Source organism: Streptacidiphilus alkalitolerans (assembly GCF_042511045.1).
Classification (GTDB): Bacteria; Actinomycetota; Actinomycetes; order Streptomycetales; family Streptomycetaceae; genus Streptacidiphilus; species Streptacidiphilus alkalitolerans.
This window is the reverse complement of sequence record NZ_JBHEZX010000003.1, coordinates 334,043-350,750: the sequence shown is the minus strand read 5'-3', so window position 1 is coordinate 350,750 and position 16,708 is coordinate 334,043. Positions and strand designations below refer to the sequence as shown.

Annotated in this window: 17 protein-coding genes and 1 pseudogene; 15 read left to right on the top strand and 3 right to left on the bottom strand. The window is 71.1% G+C overall.

Features of this window, described 5'->3' with window-relative positions:
- The first annotated feature begins 1 nt into the window (after window position 1).
- Both ACEZDG_RS08375 and ACEZDG_RS08370 read left to right on the top strand, forming a co-directional pair.
- Entirely contained in the window at window positions 2–406 is a 405-nt protein-coding gene (locus ACEZDG_RS08375) for an imidazolonepropionase-like domain-containing protein (protein WP_380504731.1), read from the top strand.
- Window positions 407–437: 31 nt separating this feature from the next.
- Window positions 438–1,133, top strand: coding sequence for a demethylmenaquinone methyltransferase (locus ACEZDG_RS08370; protein WP_380504728.1), 696 nt, complete (start codon window positions 438–440; stop codon window positions 1,131–1,133).
- A 9-nt stretch (window positions 1,134–1,142) separates the two neighbouring features.
- Here ACEZDG_RS08370 and ACEZDG_RS08365 read toward each other — a convergent pair whose 3' ends face one another.
- Window positions 1,143–1,559: a hypothetical protein gene (locus ACEZDG_RS08365; RefSeq protein ID WP_380504725.1), complete on the bottom strand. Its 417-nt coding sequence runs from the start codon at window positions 1,557–1,559 to the stop codon at window positions 1,143–1,145.
- A 128-nt stretch (window positions 1,560–1,687) separates the two neighbouring features.
- Between ACEZDG_RS08365 and ACEZDG_RS08360 the strand changes: the two genes are divergently transcribed.
- The gene (locus ACEZDG_RS08360) at window positions 1,688–2,977 is read left to right on the top strand and encodes a geranylgeranyl reductase family protein (RefSeq protein WP_380505461.1); all 1,290 of its coding nucleotides are present in this window, start codon (window positions 1,688–1,690) and stop codon (window positions 2,975–2,977) included.
- A gap of 25 nt (window positions 2,978–3,002) precedes the next feature.
- Here ACEZDG_RS08360 and ACEZDG_RS08355 read toward each other — a convergent pair whose 3' ends face one another.
- Both ACEZDG_RS08355 and ACEZDG_RS08350 read right to left on the bottom strand, forming a co-directional pair.
- The gene (locus ACEZDG_RS08355) at window positions 3,003–4,163 is read right to left on the bottom strand and encodes an NAD-dependent formate dehydrogenase (protein ID WP_380504722.1); all 1,161 of its coding nucleotides are present in this window, start codon (window positions 4,161–4,163) and stop codon (window positions 3,003–3,005) included.
- Between the two features lie 110 nt (window positions 4,164–4,273).
- Window positions 4,274–5,203: a LysR family transcriptional regulator gene (locus ACEZDG_RS08350; protein WP_380504719.1), complete on the bottom strand. Its 930-nt coding sequence runs from the start codon at window positions 5,201–5,203 to the stop codon at window positions 4,274–4,276.
- Between the two features lie 454 nt (window positions 5,204–5,657).
- Between ACEZDG_RS08350 and ACEZDG_RS08345 the strand changes: the two genes are divergently transcribed.
- From ACEZDG_RS08345 to nuoK, 12 genes and pseudogenes are all read left to right on the top strand, one after another.
- Window positions 5,658–6,017 (top strand): NADH-quinone oxidoreductase subunit A, encoded by a 360-nt coding sequence (locus ACEZDG_RS08345; protein WP_380504716.1) that lies wholly within the window; start codon window positions 5,658–5,660, stop codon window positions 6,015–6,017.
- Between the two features lie 55 nt (window positions 6,018–6,072).
- Window positions 6,073–6,627: a NuoB/complex I 20 kDa subunit family protein gene (locus tag ACEZDG_RS08340; protein WP_380504713.1), complete on the top strand. Its 555-nt coding sequence runs from the start codon at window positions 6,073–6,075 to the stop codon at window positions 6,625–6,627.
- A 23-nt stretch (window positions 6,628–6,650) separates the two neighbouring features.
- Window positions 6,651–7,358 carry an NADH-quinone oxidoreductase subunit C gene (locus ACEZDG_RS08335; RefSeq protein WP_380505459.1) on the top strand — a complete coding sequence of 236 codons (708 nt, stop codon included), beginning with the start codon at window positions 6,651–6,653 and terminating at the stop codon, window positions 7,356–7,358.
- Window positions 7,358–8,695, top strand: a complete 1,338-nt coding sequence (locus ACEZDG_RS08330) for an NADH-quinone oxidoreductase subunit D (protein WP_380504710.1) — start codon at window positions 7,358–7,360, stop codon at window positions 8,693–8,695. The genes ACEZDG_RS08335 and ACEZDG_RS08330 overlap by 1 nt, the downstream gene beginning before the upstream one ends.
- Before the next feature lie 98 nt (window positions 8,696–8,793).
- Window positions 8,794–8,898, top strand: a pseudogene (locus ACEZDG_RS08325) (NADH-quinone oxidoreductase subunit D-related protein); the annotation flags it as partial.
- On the top strand, window positions 8,895–9,776 hold the full coding sequence (gene nuoE, locus ACEZDG_RS08320; protein WP_380504707.1) for an NADH-quinone oxidoreductase subunit NuoE: 882 nt from the start codon (window positions 8,895–8,897) through the stop codon (window positions 9,774–9,776). The pseudogene ACEZDG_RS08325 and the gene nuoE, both read left to right, overlap by 4 nt.
- Entirely contained in the window at window positions 9,773–11,149 is a 1,377-nt protein-coding gene (nuoF, locus tag ACEZDG_RS08315) for an NADH-quinone oxidoreductase subunit NuoF (RefSeq protein WP_380504704.1), read from the top strand. Before nuoE ends, nuoF begins: the two co-directional genes overlap by 4 nt.
- A complete protein-coding gene (locus tag ACEZDG_RS08310) occupies window positions 11,146–13,632 on the top strand; it encodes an NADH-quinone oxidoreductase subunit G (protein ID WP_380504701.1) in 2,487 nt (828 codons plus the stop codon). The genes nuoF and ACEZDG_RS08310 overlap by 4 nt, the downstream gene beginning before the upstream one ends.
- Window positions 13,632–14,966 carry an NADH-quinone oxidoreductase subunit NuoH gene (gene nuoH, locus ACEZDG_RS08305; protein ID WP_380504698.1) on the top strand — a complete coding sequence of 445 codons (1,335 nt, stop codon included), beginning with the start codon at window positions 13,632–13,634 and terminating at the stop codon, window positions 14,964–14,966. The genes ACEZDG_RS08310 and nuoH overlap by 1 nt, the downstream gene beginning before the upstream one ends.
- On the top strand, window positions 14,959–15,540 hold the full coding sequence (gene nuoI, locus ACEZDG_RS08300; protein WP_380504695.1) for an NADH-quinone oxidoreductase subunit NuoI: 582 nt from the start codon (window positions 14,959–14,961) through the stop codon (window positions 15,538–15,540). Before nuoH ends, nuoI begins: the two co-directional genes overlap by 8 nt.
- Window positions 15,537–16,412 (top strand): NADH-quinone oxidoreductase subunit J, encoded by an 876-nt coding sequence (locus ACEZDG_RS08295; RefSeq protein ID WP_380504692.1) that lies wholly within the window; start codon window positions 15,537–15,539, stop codon window positions 16,410–16,412. Before nuoI ends, ACEZDG_RS08295 begins: the two co-directional genes overlap by 4 nt.
- The gene (nuoK, locus tag ACEZDG_RS08290; RefSeq protein ID WP_030261239.1) at window positions 16,409–16,708 is read left to right on the top strand and encodes an NADH-quinone oxidoreductase subunit NuoK; all 300 of its coding nucleotides are present in this window, start codon (window positions 16,409–16,411) and stop codon (window positions 16,706–16,708) included. The genes ACEZDG_RS08295 and nuoK overlap by 4 nt, the downstream gene beginning before the upstream one ends.

The following is a 16,708-nucleotide window of genomic DNA, read 5'->3' as shown; positions in this document are numbered from 1 at the left end:
GTTGCTCACCCTTCACATCGCGGCAGGTCAGGGCGTGCTGGTCGACGGCGAGCTGATCGCCGCGACCGGTCCGGCGGAGGAACTGGAGGCGGGCCACCCGACCGCCCGGGTGCGCCGCTGGCGCGGCACGCTCGGACCCGGGCGGCTGCACCCGGGTCCGCTGCCGGACGCGCCCAGCGCGCGGGAGCAGGTGCACGCCCTGCTGCGCGCCGGTGCGACCGCGGCCCGCCCCGAGCACCTCGCCGACCCCGCGCTGCGGGCTGCCGCCCGGCGCAACGGGCTGGCGATCACCGACCGGGAACCGGAGTTGATCATCGGTGCCCGGGCCGACCTGGCGGTCTTCGACGCGGACGGCAACTGCCTGGCCACCGTGCTCGCGGGGCGACTCGTCCACCGCCGTGCGTGAGTCCGCCCCCGGTGGGTGAAGAATGGGGCGCGTGACCCGAGCCTCTCTGGACAAGCAGCCGCACGAAGTCGCTTCCATGTTCGACGACGTGGCGGCCAAGTACGACATGACCAACGATGTGCTCTCGCTGGGCCAGACCCGGCTCTGGCGCAGGGCCGTCGCCCGCGCGGTGGACGCGCGGCCGGGCGAGCTGGTGCTCGACCTCGCCGCCGGGACGGCGACCTCCTCGCTGCCCTTCGCCGAGGCCGGGGCGACCGTCGTGCCCTGCGACTTCTCGCTCGGCATGCTCCGTGAGGGCAAGCGCCGGCACCCCGAACTGCCGCTGACGGCCGGGGACGCCACCCGGCTGCCCTTCGCCGACGGGGTGTTCGACGCCGTCACCATCTCCTTCGGGCTGCGCAACGTCCAGGACACCGACGCCGCGCTGCGGGAGCTGCTGCGGGTCACCAGGCCCGGCGGCCGGGTCGTCATCTGCGAGTTCAGCCACCCCACCTGGTCGCCGTTCCGCACCGTCTACACCGAGTACCTGATGCGGGCGCTGCCGCCGGTCGCCACCGCGGTGAGCAGCAACCCTGACGCCTATGTCTACCTCGCCGACTCCATCAGGGCCTGGCCGGACCAGCCCGCGCTGGCCGCGCGGCTGCAGCAGGCGGGCTGGTCCAAGGTCGCCTGGCGCAACCTCACCGGCGGCATCGTCGCCCTGCACCGCGGCACCCGCGAGAAGTAGAGCCGGAGTTCAGGACCGCGCCGAGCCCTCGGGCCAGATGACGTGCACACAGGTGCCCCGGGCCTCGGCGCGGGCGACCGCCTCCGCGAGCGGGCCGCCGGGTTCGCCGTCCCAGACCGCGACCAGTTCGTCGACCAGGCCGAGCAGGGACTCGGTCGGGTCGAGGCCGGGGGACAGCCGGTGCACGGCGCGGGCCCGGCGCAGCAGCGGTGCGGCGGCCGGCGCGGTCGGGGTGCCGAGGACCTCCAGCGAGCCGCCGTGTTCGAGCACGGCGCTGGCGAACCAGCTCTCCGGGCCCTCGCCGAGCGGGCTGACGCCGACCAGGCCGTAGGTCTGGTAACCGGTGATCAGCTTCCACAGTTCGCCGCGGACCAGCATCTCGGTGATCTCGGAGAGACCGCTGTGGCCCATCACTCCTATGTGCATCAAAGCTCCCGGCTGAACTGGTGGGGGATCCGGATCAGGGTAGGCCCTATCTCCTAGACTGCGGTGTGGTGCCCTCGCGGGCCCGCAGTGCCCTCCCCACAAGAGCAGCAGGAGTCCAGGTGTCGCAGGTGACCCAGCAGACCGCAGCCGTCGAGGCGGAGGCCGATGTGATCGTCGTCGGCGCCGGCCCGGCTGGCGCGACCACGGCGTACCACCTGGCCAGGGCCGGTCTTGAGGTGCTGCTGCTGGAGAAGGCGCAGTTCCCGAGGGAGAAGGTGTGCGGGGACGGGCTGACGCCCCGGGCCACCAAGCAGCTGGTCGACATGGGGATCGACATCTCCGAGGAGGCCGGCTGGCTGCGCAACAAGGGCCTGCGGATCATCGGCGGCGGGGTCCGTCTGGAGCTGGACTGGCCGGAGCTGGCGAGCTTCCCGGACTACGGCCTGGTCCGCAAGCGCGCGGACTTCGACGAGCTGCTCGCGTCCCAGGCCGAGAAGGCCGGCGCCAAGCTGCACCAGCTCTGCAATGTCACCGGACCGGTGCTGGACGAGCGGACCGGACGGATCGTCGGGGTGACCGCCAAGCTCGGCGAGGAGAAGCGGGAAGTGACCTTCCGGGCCCCGCTGGTGGTCGCCGCGGACGGCAACTCCACCCGGCTGTCGCTGGCCATGGGCCTGCACCGGCGCGAGGACCGGCCGATGGGCGTCGCCTACCGGACCTACTTCAACTCGCCGCGCAGCAACGACGACTACCTGGAGTCCTGGCTGGAGCTGTGGGACCGGCGCGGCGGCCAGGAGAAGCTGCTGCCCGGCTACGGCTGGATCTTCGGCATGGGCGACGGGACCAGCAACGTCGGCCTGGGGCTGCTGAACACCACCAAGTCGTTCAAGGACATCGACTACCGCGAGCTGCTCAAGGTGTGGTGCGCGGGGATGCCCGAGGAGTGGGGCTACACCCCCGAGAACATGACCGAGCCGATCCGCGGCGCCGCCCTGCCGATGGCCTTCAACCGGCAGCCGCACTACACCCGCGGCTTCCTGCTGGTCGGCGACGCGGGCGGGATGGTCAACCCGTTCAACGGCGAGGGCATCGCCTATGCGATGGAATCCGGCCAGATCGCGGCCGGGGTCATCGTCCAGGCGCTGGCGCGGCAGACCGACCTCGGGCGGGAGCGGGCGCTGGAGGCGTACCCGCGGATCCTCAAGGACGTCTACGGCGGGTACTACTCGCTGGGGCGCGGCTTTGTGAAGGCCATCGGCAACCCGCTGGTGATGCGGATGGCCGCGCAGCGCGGGCTGACCCACCCGGTGCTGATGAAGTTCGTGCTGAAGCTGCTGGCGAACCTGACCGACCCGCAGGGCGGCGACGCGATGGACCGCATCATCAACGGCCTCGCCAAGGTCGCCCCCCGGGCCTGAGACTGCCGCCCCCCGGGGGGAGCCGTTACCCGTTGACCGCGTAGGAGTGCGCGCCGGTCCCGGCCAGCGCGCCGCCCCGGACGATCAGGTACTCGTCGGGGATCGGGGTCCCGTCGAACCAGGACTCCAGGATCTCCCTGGTCCCGGCCGCGTAGCGGGCCTGCGCGGACAGCGACGAGCCGGAGATGTGCGGGGTCATCCCCTGGTGCGGCACGGTCCGCCAGGGGTGGTCGGCCGGGGCGGGCTGCGGGTACCAGACGTCCCCGGCATAGCCGGCCAACTGCCCGCTGCGCAGCGCCCGGCCGATCGCGTCCCGGTCCACGATCAGCGCACGCGCGGTGTTGATCAGGTACGCGCCGCGCTTCATCGTGCTGATCAGCTTGTCGTCGAACAGGCCCTCGGTCTCCGGGTGCAACGGCGCGTTGATGGTGACCACGTCGCAGTGCGGGACCATCTCGGCGGCGCTCCCGTGCCAGCTGAGGTTGAGCTCCTGCTCCAGCTCGGCCGGCAGCCGGTGCCGGTCGGTGTAGTGCAGCCCGACGTCGAAGGGCGCGAGCCGGCGCAGCACCGCGAGCCCGATCCGTCCGGCGGCCACCGTGCCGACCTGCATCCCCTCCAGGTCGTAGGAGCGGGCCACGCAGTCGGCGATGTCCCAGCCGCCGTCCAGCACGGTCCGGTGCGAGGGCAGGTAGTTGCGGACCAGCGCCAGCGTCATCATCACCACGTGCTCGGCGACGCTGATGCTGTTGGAGTAGGTGACCTCGGCCACGGTGAGGCCGTGCGCGACGGCGGCGTCCAGGTCGACGTGGTCGGAGCCGATGCCGGCGGTGACCGCCAGCTTGAGGTTCTTCGCGGCGGCGATCCGCTCGGGGGTGAGGTAGGCGGGCCAGAACGGCTGGGAGATGACGATGTCGGCGTCCACCAGCTCGCGGTCGAAGACCGAGCCCGCGCCGTCCTTGTCGGAGGTGACCACCAGGGTGTGGCCGCGGCTCTCCAGGAAGGTGCGCAGGCCGAGTTCGCCGGAGACGCTGCCGAGCAACTGGCCGGGGGTGAAGTCGGTGCCGTGCGGGGTGGGCGTGGTCTGGCCGCCCGGGTAGTGGTCGATGACGGGCAGGTCGTCGCGGGCGTAGGAGGCGGGGTAGCCGTCCTTGGGGTCGTCGTAGAGCACGCAGAGAACCTTGGCCATGGCGGGGCTCCTCGTCCGGAGGGAGGTGGAAGGGCTGGTGGCTCCACCCTGCTTGCGCCGGTCGAGAGCGGTCAAAGCGAATCTCGCTATCCCGTGATAGGTCTCTGCTATCAACCCGTGTGGGCGGCGAGCAGGTCCTCCAGGGTGTCGCGGACCCGGGCCTCCCGGGCCACCTCCCACAGCGCGCGGCCCAGCACGGACCCGGGTTCGTGGTCGGCGACCACCAGGCCGACCCGGGGGCCGTGCGCCGGGCCGTCCAGCGGTAGTACCCGCATCCCTTCGGGGACGCCGAACATATGCAGCCAGGCATGCGAGATCACGCTGGACCAGCGGCCGTTGGCGCTGGTCAGATGGGCGTAGAGGCCCGCGACGGTGTCCGACTCGACGGACGGACGGGCGGTCGAGCCGTCGGCGGCGAAGCACTCGTCCATGATCCGCCGGTTGCGCATCCGCGGTGACAGCAGGCACAGCGGCAGCGCGGCGGCCTGGGACCAGCGGGCGGTCCGCTGCTCGGCCAGCGGGCCCCCGGCGGGGGTGAGCAGCAGATAGCGCTCCTCGTAGAGCGGCATCCCGCGGATGCGGCGCAGGGTGTCGTCGTCCAGATACGTCATGGCCGCGTCGAGTTCGAATTCGGCCAAGCGGTCGGTGATCTCGCGCGAGGACAGCGACTCCAGGCTGACCCGGACCAAGGGGTGCCGCTCGCAGAACGGGGTGGTGAGCAGGGAGGCGGCGGTGAGCGCGGTCGGGATCGCGCCGAGCCGCAGGGTGCCGGTCAGGCCGCCGCGCATCGCCGACAGCTCCTGCTCCAGCGCGTCCCGCTCGGCCAGGATCCGGTGCGCCCAGGCGAGCACCCGCTCGCCCTCCGGGGTCAGCCCCTCGTACCGGCGGCCACGGCGGACGATGGGGACGTCCAGCTCGTGCTCCAGCTTGCGGATCGCGGCGGAGAGGGATGGCTGGGACACGAAGCAGGCGTCGGCGGCGCGGGAGAAGTGGCGCTCGCGGGCGAGGGCGACCAGGTACTCGAGCTGGCGGAGGAGCATCCCGCAAGCCTCCGCCGCGGGCGCGGACGCCGTCCAGAGGCCGTCCGGCGGGCGTCCGTCAACGCCCGGATCCCGACGCCACCCGGTCGAGGCGGGAGTTCAATAACACGGCCTCGGGGGAGTGACAAAACTTGCTTTGGATCGCCGCCGGATGATAGGGGCGAACGCTCTGACCTGCGCAGTCAGCACGGGGGCCTACAGCTTGTGCATGCACGCACACGCCAGGTGGCTGATTTTGCCCACCCATTACTTCATGATCGTTCATCAGGTGGCGTAGATCACATTGCAGGGGCTGACACCCGTGTCGCAGATCACACCTGAACGGGCATAGGATGCAGCCGTCTTGGGGGCTTGTGAACTGCCTCACATGAGCTGATCACGCTCCCGAGCTGTACTGACTTGCAGTCACCGACAGGGAAGTCGGAACGGACTGACGCCTGGGAGGTCGTTCGGTATGAACGCATATGCGCCGATCATGGTACTTGGCGCCCTCGCGGCTGCCTTCGCGGTCGGCTCCGTGGCGATGGCCGCGCTGACCGGTCCGAAGCGGTACAACCGCGCCAAATTGGACGCCTACGAATGCGGGATCGAGCCGACCCCGCAGCCGGAGGGCGGTGGCCGGTTCCCGATCAAGTACTACCTGACGGCGATGCTCTTCATCGTCTTCGACATCGAGATCGTCTTCCTCTACCCCTGGGCGGTCTCCTTCGACTCCCTGGGCATCTTCGGCCTGGTGGAGATGGTGCTGTTCATCCTCACCGTCTTCGTCGCCTACGCCTACGTCTGGCGCCGCGGAGGCCTCGAGTGGGACTGACCGGCTGTCGTACGACCATCGCCACCACGTCCACCGAGAGCTGAGAGGACACCGGATGGGACTCGAGGAGAAGCTGCCCAGCGGCTTCCTGCTCACCTCGGTCGAGCAGGCCGCCGGGTGGGTGCGGAAGAGTTCGCTCTTCCCGGCCACCTTCGGACTCGCCTGCTGCGCGATCGAGATGATGACCACCGGGGCCGGTCGCTACGACCTGGCCCGGTTCGGCATGGAGGTCTTCCGCGGCTCCCCGCGCCAGGCCGACCTGATGATCGTGGCCGGCCGGGTGAGCCAGAAGATGGCCCCGGTCGTCCGCCAGGTCTACGACCAGATGGCGAACCCCAAGTGGGTCATCTCCATGGGCGTCTGCGCCTCGTCGGGCGGGATGTTCAACAACTACGCGATCGTCCAGGGCGTCGACCACGTCATCCCGGTGGACATCTACCTGCCGGGCTGTCCGCCGCGGCCGGAGATGCTGATGGACGCGATCCTCAAGCTGCACGACCAGATCCGCCACGAGAAGCTCGGCGCGCAGAAGGCCAAGGCCGAGGACGAGGCGGAGCAGCAGGCGCTGCTGGCGGTCCCCACCATCGAGATGAAGGGGCTGCTGCGGTGACCGACAACAGCCAGGAAGGCAGCGTGCCGACCCCGGCCGAGGGCGCGACCGAGCTCGAGGTGGTCGGCGTCCGGCACGGGATGTTCGGCGGCGGCAACGGGGTCGGCGGCGGCAGCGGCGACACCTCCGGGTACGGCCGCCTGGTCAGCCCGATCGTGCTGCCCGGGCAGAGCCCCCGCCCGTACGGGCACGGCTGGTTCGACGAGGTGGCCGACGAGTTCGAGGGCGCGCTGGAGGAGCAGGACCTGCTCCCCGGGACGGTGATCGAGAAGACCGTGGTGGACCGCGGCGAGCTCACCTTCCACGTCCGCCGCGAGCACCTGGTCCAGGTGATGCGGACGCTGCGGGACGACCCGGCGCTGCGCTTCGAGCTCTGCACCGGCGTCAGCGGGGTGCACTACCCCGGCGACCGCGGCCGCGAGCTGCACGCGGTCTACCACCTGCGGTCGATCACCCACAACCGGCTGGTCCGGGTGGAGGTCTCGGCCCCGGACGAGGACCCGCACATCCCGTCCACGTTCGCGGTCTACCCGACCAACGACTGGCACGAGCGGGAGACCTACGACTTCTTCGGCATCGTCTTCGACGGCCACCCCGCGCTCACCCGGATCATGATGCCGGACGACTGGCTGGGCCACCCGCAGCGCAAGGACTACCCCCTCGGCGGGATCGCCGTCGAGTACAAGGGCGCGCAGATCCCGGCTCCCGACCAGCGGAGGTCGTACAACTGATGAGTACTCCACACGCTGAGGCCCCGGGCAGGGAGACCACCGAGGGCAAGGTCTACACCGTCACCGGCGGCGACTGGGACGAGGTGGTGCAGGCGGCGGCGAAGGCCGACGACGAGCGCATCATCGTCAACATGGGCCCGCAGCACCCGTCCACCCACGGTGTGCTGCGGCTGATCCTGGAGATCGACGGCGAGACCGTCACCGAGGCCAGGTGCGGGATCGGCTACCTGCACACCGGCATCGAGAAGAACATGGAGTACCGGAACTGGACCCAGGGCACGACCTTCGTGACCCGGATGGACTACCTGACTCCGCTGTTCAACGAGACCGCCTACTGCCTGGCGGTCGAGCGGCTGCTCGGCATCACCGAGGACATCCCGGAGCGGGCCACCGTGATCCGGGTGCTGATGATGGAGCTCAACCGGATCTCCTCGCACCTGGTCTGCCTGGCCACCGGCGGGATGGAGATCGGCTCCACCACGCTGATGATCTACGGCTTCCGCGACCGCGAGATCATCCTCGACATCTTCGAGCTGGTCACCGGCCTGCGGATGAACCACGCGTACGTCCGCCCCGGCGGCCTGGCGCAGGACCTGCCGCCCGGCGCGCTGGACCAGATCCGCGAGGGCATCAAGACCCTGCGCGGCCGGATGCACGAGTACGACAAGCTGGCCACCAACAACCCGGTGTTCAAGGCCCGGCTGGTGGACGTCGGCTACCTGGACCTGGCCGGCTGCATGGCGCTCGGCGCGACCGGCCCGATCCTCCGCTCCACCGGCCTGCCGCACGACCTGCGCAAGTCCGACCCGTACTGCGGCTACGAGTCCTACGAGTTCGAGGTGCCGACCGCCGACACCTGCGACTCCTACGGCCGGTTCCTGATCCGGCTGGCGGAGATGGAGCAGTCGCTGCGGATCGTCGAGCAGTGCCTGGACCGGCTCCGCGGCGGCGCCACCGGCCGGGTCATGGTCGAGGACAAGAAGATCGCCTGGCCGGCCCAGCTGTCGCTGGGCCCGGACGGCATGGGCAACTCGCTCGACCACATCCGCACCATCATGGGTGAGTCGATGGAAGCCCTGATCCACCACTTCAAGCTGGTCACCGAGGGCTTCCACGTCCCGGCCGGCCAGGCGTACGCGGCGGTGGAGTCGCCCAAGGGCGAGCTGGGCGTGCACGTCGTCAGCGACGGCGGGACGCGCCCCTACCGGGTGCACTTCCGCGACCCCAGCTTCACCAACCTGCAGTCGATGGCCGCGATGTGTGAGGGCGGGCAGGTCGCGGACGTCATCGTCGCCGTGGCCGGGATCGACCCCGTGATGGGAGGCGTGGACAGGTGAGCACTGATGCGCTCGGCGAGTCGGGGGGCCGGCGACGGCGGCCCGGCACCGCGGGTTCACGTGGGGGTACGGGGGGTCGCTCCCCGGGGGGCTGGAGCACCAACCTGCAGTCGATGGCCGCGATGTGTGAGGGCGGGCAGGTCGCGGACGTCATCGTCGCCGTGGCCGGGATCGACCCCGTGATGGGAGGCGTGGACAGGTGACCACTCAGGACACAGAGCCGACGCTGCTCGGCCTGCCCGAGCTGCCGGCCAAGGCATTCCCGGCCGAGGTACGGGCCAGGCTGGACGTCGACGCCGCCGAGCTGATCGGCCGCTACCCGGACAGCCGCTCCGCGCTGCTGCCGCTGCTGCACCTGGTGCAGGCCGAGGAGAGCTTCGTCAGCCGCACCGGGATCCGGTACTGCGCCGAGCAGTTGGGGCTGACCACGGCTGAGGTCACCGCGGTGGCGACCTTCTACACCATGTACCGGCGGCGTCCGGCCGGCGAGTACCACGTGGGCGTGTGCACCAACACCCTGTGCGCGGTGCTCGGCGGCGACCAGATCTTCGAGGAACTGCAGCAGCACCTCGGTATCGGCAACAACGAGACCACCGAGGACGGCTCGGTCTCGCTGGAGCACATCGAGTGCAACGCCGCCTGCGACTACGCGCCGGTGGTGATGGTGAACTGGGAGTTCTTCGACAACCAGACCCCGGACAGCGCCCGGCAGCTGGTCGACGACCTGCGGGCCGGCGGCCAGGACGTGCGGCCCACCCGGGGCGCCAAGCTGTGCGGTTTCCGCGACACCTCGCGGATCCTGGCCGGCTTCCCGGACCCGCGCGAGGGCGCGGTGGACGAGTCCGGCGCCGGCGGCGCCGCCACCATGGCCGGCCTCCGGCTGGCCCGCGGCCAAGCCCTGCCGGGGGCGGGCGGGGCCACCCGCGTGGTCGCCCCGCGGCACGAGGACGCGTCCGGAGACGACGCACCGGCCGGTGGTACCTCACCCTCCCCGGCCGAGACCCCGAGCGCGCACGACGCCGAGTCGCCCGCCGAGACCTCGGCCTCGGACTCCGCCCATGAGGAAGGAACGGCAGAGTGAGCGCCGAGCACCCGGAGAAACTGCTCTCCCCGGTCCTGTCCGACAGCTGGGACGACGACCGCCCCTGGACTCTGGACACCTACCGCCGCCACGACGGCTACAAGGGCCTGCACGAGGCCCTGCGGATGGACCCGGACGCGGTGATCGCGCTGGTCAAGGACGCCGGACTGCGCGGTCGCGGCGGCGCGGGCTTCCCCACCGGGATGAAGTGGCAGTTCATCCCGCAGGGCGACGGCAAGCCGCACTACCTGGTGGTGAACGCGGACGAGTCCGAGCCGGGCACCTGCAAGGACATCCCGCTGCTGTTCGCCAACCCGCACGTGCTGATCGAGGGCATGGTGATCGCCAGCTACGCGATCCGCTGCAGCCACGCCTTCATCTACCTGCGCGGCGAGACCGTGCCGGTGCTGCGCCGGCTGCAGGCCGCCGTCGCCGAGGCGTACGCGGCCGGGTACCTCGGCAAGGACGTGCTCGGCTCCGGCTTCGACCTGGACATCACCGTCCACGCCGGGGCCGGCGCCTACATCTGCGGCGAGGAGACGGCGCTGCTGGACTCGCTGGAGGGGCGCCGCGGCCAGCCCCGGCTGCGTCCGCCGTTCCCGGCCATCGCCGGGCTCTACGCCTGTCCGACCGTGGTCAACAACGTGGAGTCGATCGCCTCGGTGCCCAGCATCCTGCACCGGGGCAAGGAGTGGTTCCGGGGCATGGGCAGCGAGAAGTCGCCCGGCTTCACCCTCTACTCGCTCTCCGGCCATGTCACCAACCCCGGCCAGTACGAGGCCCCGCTCGGGGTGACGCTGCGTCAACTGCTGGACATCAGCGGGGGAGTGCGCGAGGGGCACCGGCTGAAGTTCTGGACCCCGGGCGGCTCCTCCACCCCGATGTTCACCGACCAGCACCTGGACGTCGCGCTCGACTACGAGGGCGTCGCCGCGGCCGGCTCCATGCTCGGCACCAAGGCGCTGCAGGTGTTCGACGAGACCACCTGCGTGGTCCGCGCGGTCACCCGCTGGACCGAGTTCTACGCCCACGAGTCCTGCGGCAAGTGCACCCCCTGCCGCGAGGGCACCTACTGGCTGGTCCAGCTGCTGCGCCGGATCGAGGACGGCAAGGGCGTCGAGGGCGACCTGGAGAAGCTGAACGACATCGCCGACAACATCAACGGCAAGTCCTTCTGCGCCCTCGGCGACGGCGCCGCCAGCCCGATCTTCTCCTCGCTGCAGTACTTCCGCGAGGAGTACGAGCAGCACCTCCGCGAGGGCCGCTGCCCGTTCGACCCGGCCGCCTCCACGGTCTGGGCCGATCAGGGCGGCAGCCGCCGCGGCTCCGTACCCACCCACACCACCGCCCAGGAGAAGGGGGTGCTCGCATGACGACAGTGGCCAACACCCCCGGGACGCCTGCGGCTCCGCCACCCGAGGAGCTCCTCGCCGTCACCATCGACGGCGTCCAGGTGCACGTGCCCAAGGGCACCCTCATCATCCGCGCCGCCGAACTGGTCGGCGTCCAGATCCCGCGCTTCTGCGACCACCCGCTGCTCGCCCCGGTCGGGGCCTGCCGCCAGTGCATCGTGGAGGTCGAGGGCCAGCGCAAGCCGGTCGCGTCCTGCACCATCACGGTGACCGACGGCATGGTCGTCAGCACCCAGCTCAGCTCGCCGGTCGCCGAGAAGGCGCAGCGCGGCGTGATGGAGCTGCTGCTGATCAACCACCCGCTGGACTGCCCGGTCTGCGACAAGGGCGGCGAGTGCCCGCTGCAGAACCAGGCGCTGTCGCACGGCCAGTCCGACAGCCGGTTCGAGGGCGTCAAGCGGACCTTCGAGAAGCCGGTGCCGATCTCCACCCAGGTGCTGCTGGACCGCGAGCGCTGCGTGCTGTGCGCGCGGTGCACCCGGTTCAGCGAGCAGATCGCCGGCGACCCGTTCATCGAGCTGCTGGAGCGCGGGGCGCACCAGCAGGTCGGGATCGGCGAGGGCGACGAGTTCCGCTCCTACTTCTCCGGCAACACCATCCAGATCTGCCCGGTGGGCGCGCTGACCTCGGCGGCCTACCGGTTCCGCTCGCGGCCGTTCGACCTGGTCTCCTCGCCGAGCATCTGCGAGCACTGCTCCTCGGGCTGCGCGGTGCGCACCGACCACCGCCGCGGCAAGGTGATGCGGCGGCTGGCCGGGGACGACCCGGCGGTGAACGAGGAGTGGAACTGCGACAAGGGCCGCTTCGGCTTCCGCTACGCGCAGTCGCGGGACCGGCTGACCACTCCGCTGGTCCGCGGCGCGGACGGCGAACTGGCCCCGGCCTCCTGGCCGGAGGCGCTGCGCGCCGCCGCCGCCGGGCTGGCCCGCGGGCGCACCGGGGTGCTGGTCGGCGGCCGGGCCACGGTCGAGGACGCCTACGCCTACGCCAAGTTCGCCCGGGTCGCCCTGGGTACCAACGACGTGGACTTCCGCTCCCGGATCCACAGCAGCGAGGAGGCGGACTTCCTCGCGGCGGCCGTCGCCGGACGCGGTGTCGACATCGACGGCACCGGCACCAGCTACCAGGACCTGGAGGCCGCCCCGGCGGCGCTGCTGGTCGGCTTCGAGCCGGAGGAGGAGTCGCCGATCGTCTATCTGCGGCTCCGCAAGGCCGCCAGGACCAAGGGCCTCAAGGTCTACTCGGTGGCCACCCACGCCTCGCGCGGGCTCACCAAGCTGGGCGGCAGGCTGCTCCCGGCCGCCCCCGGCACCGAGGCCGAATGGCTGGAGGCGCTCTCCGACGGCGACCCGCTGGACGGCGACGCGGGCGCGGCAGCCGCCGCGCTGCGCGAGCCGGGCGCGGTGCTGATCGTCGGCGAGCGGCTGGCCGGGGTCCCCGGCGCGCTGAGCGCCGCGATCCGGCTGGCCCGCAGCACCGGGGCCCGGCTGGCCTGGATCCCGCGCCGCGCGGGCGAACGCGGAGCGGTCGAGGCCGGCGCGCTGCCGGGCCTGCTGCCCGGCGGACGCCCGGTCACCGACCCCGAGGGCCGCGCGCAGACGGCGGCGGCCTGGGGGCTCGGCCCGGACGAGCTGCCTGCGCGCTTCGGCCGCGACACCGCCGGCATTCTCACCGCCGCCGCCAACGGCGACCTGGACGCCCTGGTCGTGGGCGGGGTGGACCCGGCCGACCTGGCCGATCCGGCCGCCGCCGACCGGGCGCTGGAGCAGGTCGGCTTCATCGTCAGCCTGGAACTGCGGCCCTCCGCGGTCACCGACCGGGCCGACGTGGTCCTCCCGGTCGCCGCGGTGGCCGAGAAGGCCGGCACCTTCCTGGACTGGGAGGGCCGGGTCCGGCTGTTCGAACCCGCCCTGAAGGCCGACCAGATGACCCAGCGTCACCTGTTCCCCGACCTCCGGGTGCTGCACATGCTGGCCGACGCGCTGGGCGCGCCGCTGGGACTGCCGGACGGCACCGCCGCCCGCCGTGAGCTGGACGCCCTGGGCGCCTGGCACGGCGAGCGGGCCGAGGCCCCGGCCGAGCTCGCCCGTCCGCTGCCGCGTCCGGCCGTGGGCGAGGCCGTGCTCGGCGGCTGGCGGCAGCTGCTGGACAACGGCACGCTCCAGGACGGCGACACCGCGCTCGCCGGCACCCGGCACCCGGCCGTGGCCCGGCTCTCCCCGGCCACCGCCGCCGAGGTCGGCATCGCCGAGGGCGCTCCGCTGAGCGTCTCCGGCCCGGCCGGCACGGTGACGCTGCCGCTGGTGATCACTCCCGACCTGCCCGACCGGGTGGTCTGGATCCCGCTCAACTCGACGCCGGGCGGCGCCTTCCGCGCCCTCGGCGCGGTCCCCGGCCGCGTGGTGGGCCTGTCCCAGGCCTTGACTGCTACGGAGGTGAACTGATGGGCCCGCAGGGAGTTCTCCTCGCCACCGAGGACCTGACCGTGTTCGGGACCGACCCGTGGTGGCTGGTGGTCGTCAAGGCGGTGTTCTGCTTCGCCTTCCTGCTGGTGACCGTGCTGGTCGCGATCGTCTGGGAGCGCAAGGTCGTCGCCTGGATGCAGCTGCGCATCGGCCCCAACCGGCACGGGCCCTGGGGCCTGCTGCAGAGCCTCGCCGACGGCGTCAAGCTGGCGCTCAAGGAAGACCTGGTGGTGACCGCCTCCGACAAGGTGGTCTTCATCCTGGCCCCGGTGATCTCGGCGATCCCCGCCTTCCTGGCGATCGCGGTGATCCCGTTCGGCCCGGCCGACCACCAGATCAGCATCTTCGGCACCAGGACCACGATGCAGCTCACCGACCTCCCGGTGGCGATGCTGTACATCCTGGCCGCCGCCTCGGTCGGGATCTACGGCATCGTGCTGGCGGGCTGGGCCTCGGGCTCGACCTACCCGCTGCTCGGCGGGCTGCGCTCGGCCGCGCAGATGGTCTCCTACGAGATCGCGATGGGCCTGTCCTTCGCGGCGGTGTTCATCTACTCGGGCACCATGTCCACCTCGGGCATCGTGGACGCGCAGTCGCACACCTGGTTCATCTGCCTGCTGCCGGTCAGCTTCGTGATCTACATCATCTCGATGGTCGGTGAGACCAACCGGGCCCCCTTCGACCTCCCCGAGGCCGAGGGCGAGCTGGTCGGCGGATTCAACACCGAGTACTCCTCGCTTAAGTTCGCGATGTTCATGCTGGCCGAGTACATCAACATGGTCACCGTCTCCGCGGTCGCCTCGGTGCTGTTCCTCGGCGGCTGGCGCGCACCCTGGCCGATCAGCACCTTCTGGGCCGGGGCCAACGCGGGCTGGTGGCCGATGCTCTGGATCATCGTCAAGATCCAGCTGCTGCTGTTCTTCTTCATCTGGCTCCGCGGCACCCTGCCCCGGCTGCGCTACGACCAGTTCATGAAACTGGGGTGGAAGGTCCTCATCCCGGTGTCGCTGGTGTGGCTGGTCATGGTCGCCACCTTCCGCGCGCTGCGCAACAAGGGCTACAGCTTCGGCCAGAACGCCCTGTACATCGGCGGAGCGGTCGTCGTCCTGCTGCTGCTCTCGATCCTCTGGGACTCGCTCCGGAAGAAGCCGGAGCCGGTCGCCGCGGCGGGGGCCGAGGCCGAGTTCGACCCGATGGCGGGCGGCTTCCCCGTCCCGCCGCTGCCCGGGCAGCAGCTGCCGCCCGTCCCGCGCCGGCGCTCACGTACGCCAGAAACCGTTGCAGCACTGAAGGGAGCGGATGACGATGCCTGACATCCTGGGACCAGCCGCAGGCTTCGGCGTGACCTTCACGGCCATGTTCAAGAAGCGGCTCACCGAGCAGTACCCCGAGTACAAGAAGCCCACCGCGCCCCGCTTCCACGGCCGGCACCAGCTCAACCGCCACCCGGACGGTCTTGAGAAGTGCATCGGCTGCGAGCTCTGCGCCTGGGCCTGTCCGGCGGACGCGATCTACGTCGAGGGCGCGGACAACACCGAGGAGGAGCGCTACTCCCCGGGGGAGCGCTACGGCCGGGTCTACCAGATCAACTACGCCCGCTGCATCCTCTGCGGGCTGTGCATCGAGGCCTGCCCGACCCGCGCGCTCACCATGACCAACGAGTACGAACTGGCGGACAGCAGCCGCGAGTCGCTGATCTTCACCAAGGAGCAGCTGCTCTCCGGGCTGACCGAGGGCATGGTCGACTCCCCGCACTCGATCTTCCCCGGCATGGAGGACGTGGACTACTACCGCGGCCAGGTCACCGAGGCCGCGCCGGGCACGGTCCGCCAGGTCGCCGTCAGCAAGAGCGAGACCCCGTCCGAACCCGAGGAGGCGACGGCATGATCACGATTGCCACCCCCCTCACCGGGGCCGCGTCCACCGGGGAGGCCGTGCAGTTCTGGGTCCTCGCGGTGATCGCGGTGGCCGGTGCGCTGGGCATGGTGCTCTGCCGGAAGGCCGTGCACTCCGCGCTCTGCCTGGCCGGGACGATGATGGCGCTGGCGGTCTGCTACATGGCCGAGGGCGCGGTCTTCCTGGGCATCGTCCAGATCGTGGTCTACACCGGCGCGATCATGATGCTGTTCCTGTTCGTGGTGATGCTGGTCGGGGTCACCGCCGAGGACACCGTCAAGGACGCGCTCAGGGGCCAGCGGATCGCGGCCGTGGTCGCCGGTCTCGGCTTCGGCGTGCTGCTCTGCGCCGGGATCGCCAATGCCAAGCTGCGGACCTTCACCGGGACCGGCGCCGCCAACGCCAAGGCCGGCGGCAACGTCCAGGGCCTGGCCGTGCTGATCTTCACCAAGTACGTCTGGGCCTTCGAGGTCACCGGCGCCCTGCTGATCACCGCCGCCATCGGCGCCATGGTGCTGACGCACCGTGAGCACACCGAGGAGCGGCAGAGCCAGCGCGAGCTGGCCGAGCAGCGGATCCGGCTCGGCACCCAGATCACCCCGCTGCCCGCGCCCGGCGTCTACGCCCGGCACAACGCGGTGGACATCCCCGGCCTGCTGCCGGACGGCACCGTCTCCGAGCTGTCGGTCAACCCGACGCTGCGGGCCCGCGGGCAGATGCGCGACGTCAGCGGCGAACTGGTGCACCGGATGGGCGAACTGGAGGAGTCGACGGCCGGCTACCTCGGCAGGAAGACGCCGAAGCAGCGGACCAGCACCGAACTCACCAGGACGCCGTCGACCACGGTGGAGGAGAGCGAATGAACCCCGTCAACTACCTCTACCTCGCCGCGCTGCTGTTCACCATCGGCGCCACCGGCGTACTGGTCCGGCGCAACGCCATCGTGCTGTTCATGTGCGTCGAGCTGATGCTGAACGCCTCCAATCTGGCCCTGGTCACCTTCTCCCGGCTGCACGGCAACCTGGACGGACAGATCATCGCCTTCTTCACCATGGTGGTCGCCGCGGCCGAGGTAGTCGTCGGTCTCGCGATCATCGTGAGTGTCTTCCGCACCCGTCACTCGGCCTCGGTCGACGACACCAACCTCATGAAGCTGTAG